At 59.8% G+C, this 5425-nt stretch carries 3 protein-coding genes; 1 reads left to right on the top strand and 2 read right to left on the bottom strand.

The annotated features are described in order from the left end of the window. Nucleotides 1-2367: organic solvent tolerance protein OstA (locus H5U08_RS09305; RefSeq protein WP_297032388.1), on the top strand; the 2367-nt coding region annotated here is incomplete at its 5' end. A gap of 98 nt (nt 2368-2465) precedes the next feature. On the opposite strand, the gene argJ is transcribed toward H5U08_RS09305, so the two are convergent. Both argJ and argC read right to left on the bottom strand, forming a co-directional pair. After that, nucleotides 2466-3659 carry a bifunctional glutamate N-acetyltransferase/amino-acid acetyltransferase ArgJ gene (gene argJ, locus H5U08_RS09300; RefSeq protein WP_297032387.1) on the bottom strand — a complete coding sequence of 398 codons (1194 nt, stop codon included), beginning with the start codon at nt 3657-3659 and terminating at the stop codon, nt 2466-2468. Between the two features lie 98 nt (nt 3660-3757). Then, entirely contained in the window at nt 3758-4771 is a 1014-nt protein-coding gene (gene argC, locus H5U08_RS09295) for an N-acetyl-gamma-glutamyl-phosphate reductase (RefSeq protein ID WP_297032386.1), read from the bottom strand. Nucleotides 4772-5425 lie beyond the last annotated feature (654 nt).

Genomic DNA, 5425 nt, shown 5'->3' with positions numbered 1-5425 from the left:
GGATCGCTGGGGACGGTGGATATTTCGGCGGATCGGGTGGTCATCTGGTACACGGGAGAAGATCAGCCCGACCTGACCGGCGAACGGACGCAGCCCAGCCGATTTCCCCTGGAATTGTATTTGGAAGGCCACATTGTCTTCCGGCAGGGAGATCGGGTTATTTACGCCGACAGGATGTACTACGATGTGGCCCGGCGGGCAGGGATCATTCTCAACGCGGAACTGCTCACCCGACTTCCCGATTACGAAGGCTATTTGCGCCTTCGGGCGGAAATTCTCCAGCAGCTCAACGAAAGCCAGTTTTTCGCCCAGAATCTTTTTGTGACCACCAGTCGGATGGGTGTGCCGGGATACCGTCTGCAGACCCAGTTCGCCTATGTCGAAGACCGTGTTCAGCCAGCCCTCGATCCGGTAACGGGCCAGCCGATCATCGACCCGGAAACGGGCCAACCGGTGATGACGCATCATCCGTGGGCAATGAGCCGGGACAATTTCATTTACCTGCGGAATATTCCCGTGTTTTACTGGCCGGTGCTGGCCGGGGATCTTTCCCGTCCGACGTATTACCTCACCCGGTTCCGCCTCCGACACGACAGCATTTTCGGCACGCAGGTGTTGACAAGCTGGGACGCCTTCCAGCTTCTTGGCATCCGCAACCGGCCGGAAGGGGTGGAATGGAGTCTCAGCCTGGACTATCTCAGCGAGCGTGGGCTGGGTCACGGCACGTCGGTGAGCTACTCGCGGTTTGGCTTTTTTGGTTTGCCAGGTTATGCCACGGGTCTGGCGGACTTCTGGGGCATTTACGATGACGGCCTGGACAACCTGGGAAAGGGTCGGCGGGCTCTGGTGCCGGAAAAGAATTATCGGTACCGCTTTCTCTGGCAGCACCGGCAATATCTTTCCGAGGAATACCAGCTCACTGCCGAGGCCGGTCTGATCTCCGACCGTAATTTTCTGGAACAGTACTATGAGCGCGAATGGGACGAGCTGAAAGACCAGTCCACGGCTATTTCACTGAAGCGGATTTACGGGAATGCGTCCTGGGATCTGTCGGCCGCGGTGCGAGTTAATCCGTTCTTCACCCAGACGGACTGGCTTCCGCGATTCGACCATTACAAGCTGGGCGAGTCATTCCTCAACGACGCGTTCACATGGTTTGAACACACGAGCGTGGGTCTGGCCCGATTTCGGGCTGCCTCACGGCCGGAGGATCCCGCTGATCTGGCAGCGTTTTCCTATTTGCCGTGGGAGACGTCCTCGATCACGGGCCAGCCACTCCGCACGGTGAGCGAACGATTCATTTCCCGCCAGGAGATTGACTGGCCGTTTCAGATTGGCCCGGTAAAAGTTGTTCCCTATGCGCTGGGGGAACTGGGGCATTGGGGAGAGGACCGGGCGGGCGACAGTCTCCATCGGGCCTACGTCCAACTGGGAGCGCGGGCAAGTCTTCCCGTGTGGGCCGTCAATCCTTACATCCAAAGCGATCTGTTCAACGTTCATGGGATCGCTCACAAAATCACCTTCGAAGCGGAAGCGTTCTGGGCCAATTCCAGCCGCGACATGGATCTCCTTCCCCTCTATGAGCCCCTCGACGACGACGCGATCGAGGCGTTTCGACGCCGACTCGCCGTGTTAACGTTTGGGCCGAGCAGTGGATTCGGCGGCCCACCGGCGCCCGATCGCTTCGACGAACGCTTTTACGCCCTGCGAACAGGCCTGGCATCCTGGGTCACATCACCCAGCATGGAAATCGCCGATGATCTGACGCTCATTCGCCTGGGTGTGGAGCAGCGCTGGCAAACGAAGCGCGGGATGCCGGGCCACCAGCGGATCGTTGATTGGATCACCTTCGACACGCACTTTTCGCTGTTCCCCGACTCCTCCCGCGATAACTTCGGTCGATTCGTGGGCCTTCTCGACTATGACGCGCGATGGTTTGTGGGAGACCGTCTGACGCTGGCTTCTTCTGGTCTCTTTGATTTCTTTGATTCCGGACAGAAATTGGTAACCTTCGGAGGGTATCTCAGCCGGCCCCCGCGTGGCGATCTCTATCTGGGGCTGAGAATTCTCCAGGGTCCGATCGACAGCACCGTCCTATTTCTGTCCTACTCCTACTGGATGTCGCCAAAATGGATGACCACGCTGGGGGTTTCGGTGGACCTTGGGGAATCAAGCAACATCGGCCAGAGTTTCTCGCTCACCCGAATCGGCGAATCGTTCCTCGTCAGCGCGGGAATCAATGTCGATGCCAGCCGGGACAGCGTGGGCGTCCATTTCTCCGTGGAACCGCGATTCTGGCCGAAACGCCGGGCGGAGGAAGCGACCGGGGCCCGAATCCCCGTCGCCGGCGCCCGGGGATTGGAGTGACCGACGCCTATCCGATTCTTCCCACAACCTGGCAGAAGATCGCTCGGGGTGATGGGACAAAACCCGACTCCACCGGACGGGAGGATCGAGGGCGTCACTTAGGTGCGGTACTCCGCGTTGAGGCGGACGTATTCGGGTGTTAGATCGGTCGTCCAGAACCGGCCGGAGGCGTTGCCTTCCTGGAGCACGAGTTCGATCCGCGTTTCGCGTTCCGCCCGGATGGAGTTCGACACCTCGATCTCGTCAAACTTGACGGGCGTGCCATCGCGGTAGAGGCAAAAGCCGTTGAGATAGAGCGTCAACTTGTTGGGATCGAAGGGTACGCCCGCGTAACCCGCCGCAGAAACGATGCGTCCCCAATTGGGATCGGCACCGTGGATGGCCGCTTTGACGAGAGGGCTATTCGCGATGGCTCGGGCAATTTGAAGGGCGTCCTGGCGTGTGCGGCAACCGGTCACTTCGATGGTGATGAGGTGCGTCGCCCCCTCTCCGTCGGCAGGGATCATCCGGGCCAGTTCCACACACAGACTGTGGAATTCCCGCTGGAAATCTTCCAGGAGATCTCCGGTGAGGGGCGGTCCCCCTGCCGCACCATTGGCGAGAAAGAGCACCGTGTCGTTGGTGCTGGTGTGACCGTCCACATTGATGCAGTTGAACGTGTCGTCCACGGTTTCGCGCAGCAGCCGCTGAGCCGTCTCCACGTCCAGGGTCGCGTCGGTGAAAAGGACGCCCAGCATGGTGGCGAGATTCGGCCCCATCATCGCCGCACCTTTGACCATCCCCGTAATCTGGATTTCGCGCCGGGCGAGGGAGAGTGTGCGTCCCGAGAGCTTGTACACCGTGTCAGTGGTCATCATCCCTCGGGCAGCCATGATGAGGGCTTCTTCGTCGTTGCCCAGTCGGGCGGCGGCCAGCTCAATGCCGTGGGCGATCTTGTCCATCGGGAGATACACCCCGATCACACCCGTGGACATCACCAGGACCTGATCTTCTTCGACCCCGACAGCTTTGGCGGCGAGACGGGCCATCTCTTCGGCATCCCGGAGACCGCGCTCCCCCGTGCAGGCATTGGCGTTGCCGGAGTTGATCACCACTGCGCGGATTCGTGTGCTCGGTGTCCGTTTGCGATCGAGCTGCACCGGCGCTGCGCAGACGATGTTCTGGGTATAGACGCCCACCGCCGTGGCCGGTGTCTCGGAGACGATGAGAGTCAGGTCGGGTTTGCGCAGGTCGCGCTTGAGTCCGCAGTGGACGCCCGCCACCAGATAGCCTTTTGGAACACGCACTGCCATTGTCAGGGGTCTCTCGCCGAAACAGAGTAATCTCCGCAATTGTGACTTTCCAACCAGCGTTTACCACCCCGTGGTGGAAGCTGCCAGCCAGCCGCGGCTCATAAAAGGGCTGTCGTTTCCGGGAAGCCATACATGAGATTGAAATTCTGGACCGCGGCGCCGGAAGCCCCTTTCACGAGGTTATCGAGGCAACTCACCGTCACGATGCGATCCCGCACAATGCGGGCGGTGATATGGCAAAAATTGGTGCCTGCCGTATCTTTGGTGGCCGGAAGATGATCCACCACCTGAACAAACGGCTCATTCTGATAAAAACTCTCCAGACAATCGAGCACCTCGTCCTCGGTGACCTGTCGCGTGGGACGGGAGTAGGTGGTCGTCAAAATACCCCGATCCATCGGGACAAGATGCGGGGTGAAGACCACCTCCACCGCACCCCCTGCCACCTGACCGAGAATCTGTTCAATCTCGGGCTGATGGCGATGCCGTCCCACGTTGTAGGCCGAGAGGCTCTCGTTGCACTCGGGAAAGTGGGTGGTCAACTTGGGCGTGCGTCCCGCCCCGGAAACGCCGCTTTTAGAATCTACGATGATATCCCGCGGTTCGATCAGTCCGGCTTTCAAAAGTGGCGCCAGAGCAAGAATCACCGAGGTGGGATAACAGCCCGGATTGGCCACGAGCGCCGCACTGCGGATTTCTTCGCGGAACAGCTCCGGCAAACCGTAGGGGACCTTGCCCAGGCGTTCCGGGTCGGGATGCCGGTGGCCGTACCACTCCTCATAAACCTGCGGGGAGTTCAGCCGGTAATCGGCGCTGAAATCCACTACCCGACAACCGGCCTTCAGCAGGTCCGGAATGACTTCGGCGCTGGCGCAATGGGGGAGGCAGCTAAACACGCACTCCGCCCGAGCCGCCACTTCTGCCGGGGTGAGATTCTCCAGATTGGCAGAAATCCGCCCGACAAGGGAGGGATGCACACTCGCGACGGGGGCGTTCCCCTCCTGCCGGCTGGTCAACGCCGTGATCGTCACTTCGGGATGACGGAGCAAAATCTTGATCAACTCGACTGCCGTATAGCCTGTCGCTCCTAAAATGGCAACGCGGATAGCCATAAACTCTACCTGTCAACGCTTTCAGGACAAAATGTATTCGCGGGGCCAGACATATTTGGGAAGACCGATGCCCGCACCCTCTGCACCGAGACCGGCTGCGAGCCGCTATTACCTGCAATATACCCCCCTTTGCCGCGGTTTAACAGGAGCGGACTCGGGGGAATGCCCGAAGGTTCACCGGGAACGGCATGCCCACCGGGCAACCAGATTACGGTGGGCCGGTGCCTCCACCTCTGAAGACACATTAACCACGGCCGACGCCAAATTCCGGTAGGGCCAATTCATGAATTGCCCTTACCATCAGCGAGTGACAAATCAGTTCACGGGCACGAGAGACATTCCCCCTGCCCGGTGCCCTCGCCCTCGTGCCGTGTGGAGACGGGATCAACGACTGTTTCCCCCAACATTTCCCAAAATGGGAAGGGGCGACCGATCGGCCGCCCTTGATCCCACAATTCATTGACGTGTACAAACCGACGACTGTGATTCTCCGTCGGGCGGACAATTCCGTGGAGCGTCCATCCCCGTTTCAACTCGATCAGTGGCTGTCAGACTGCTTCTCGGACTTTTCCGGCTTTTCCGGCTTTTCCGGCTTGCGCTGTTCGCACTTGAGCTCGTGGAGCTCCCGCACCCAGATGTTGCGGAACTTCACCG

The organism is Thermogutta sp. (genome assembly GCF_014359955.1).
Lineage (GTDB): Bacteria > Planctomycetota > Planctomycetia > Pirellulales > Thermoguttaceae > Thermogutta.
The sequence above is the reverse complement of the archived record's forward strand: the minus strand, read 5'-3'. Positions and strand labels throughout refer to the sequence as shown.

Excerpts from the sequence above, each read along its gene's own strand:
- argJ (WP_297032387.1), bottom strand. The coding sequence starts at position 3,659 with ATGGCAGTGCGTGTTCCAAAAGGCTATCTGGTGGCGGGCGTCCACTGC.
- argC (WP_297032386.1), bottom strand. The coding sequence starts at position 4,771 with ATGGCTATCCGCGTTGCCATTTTAGGAGCGACAGGCTATACGGCAGTC.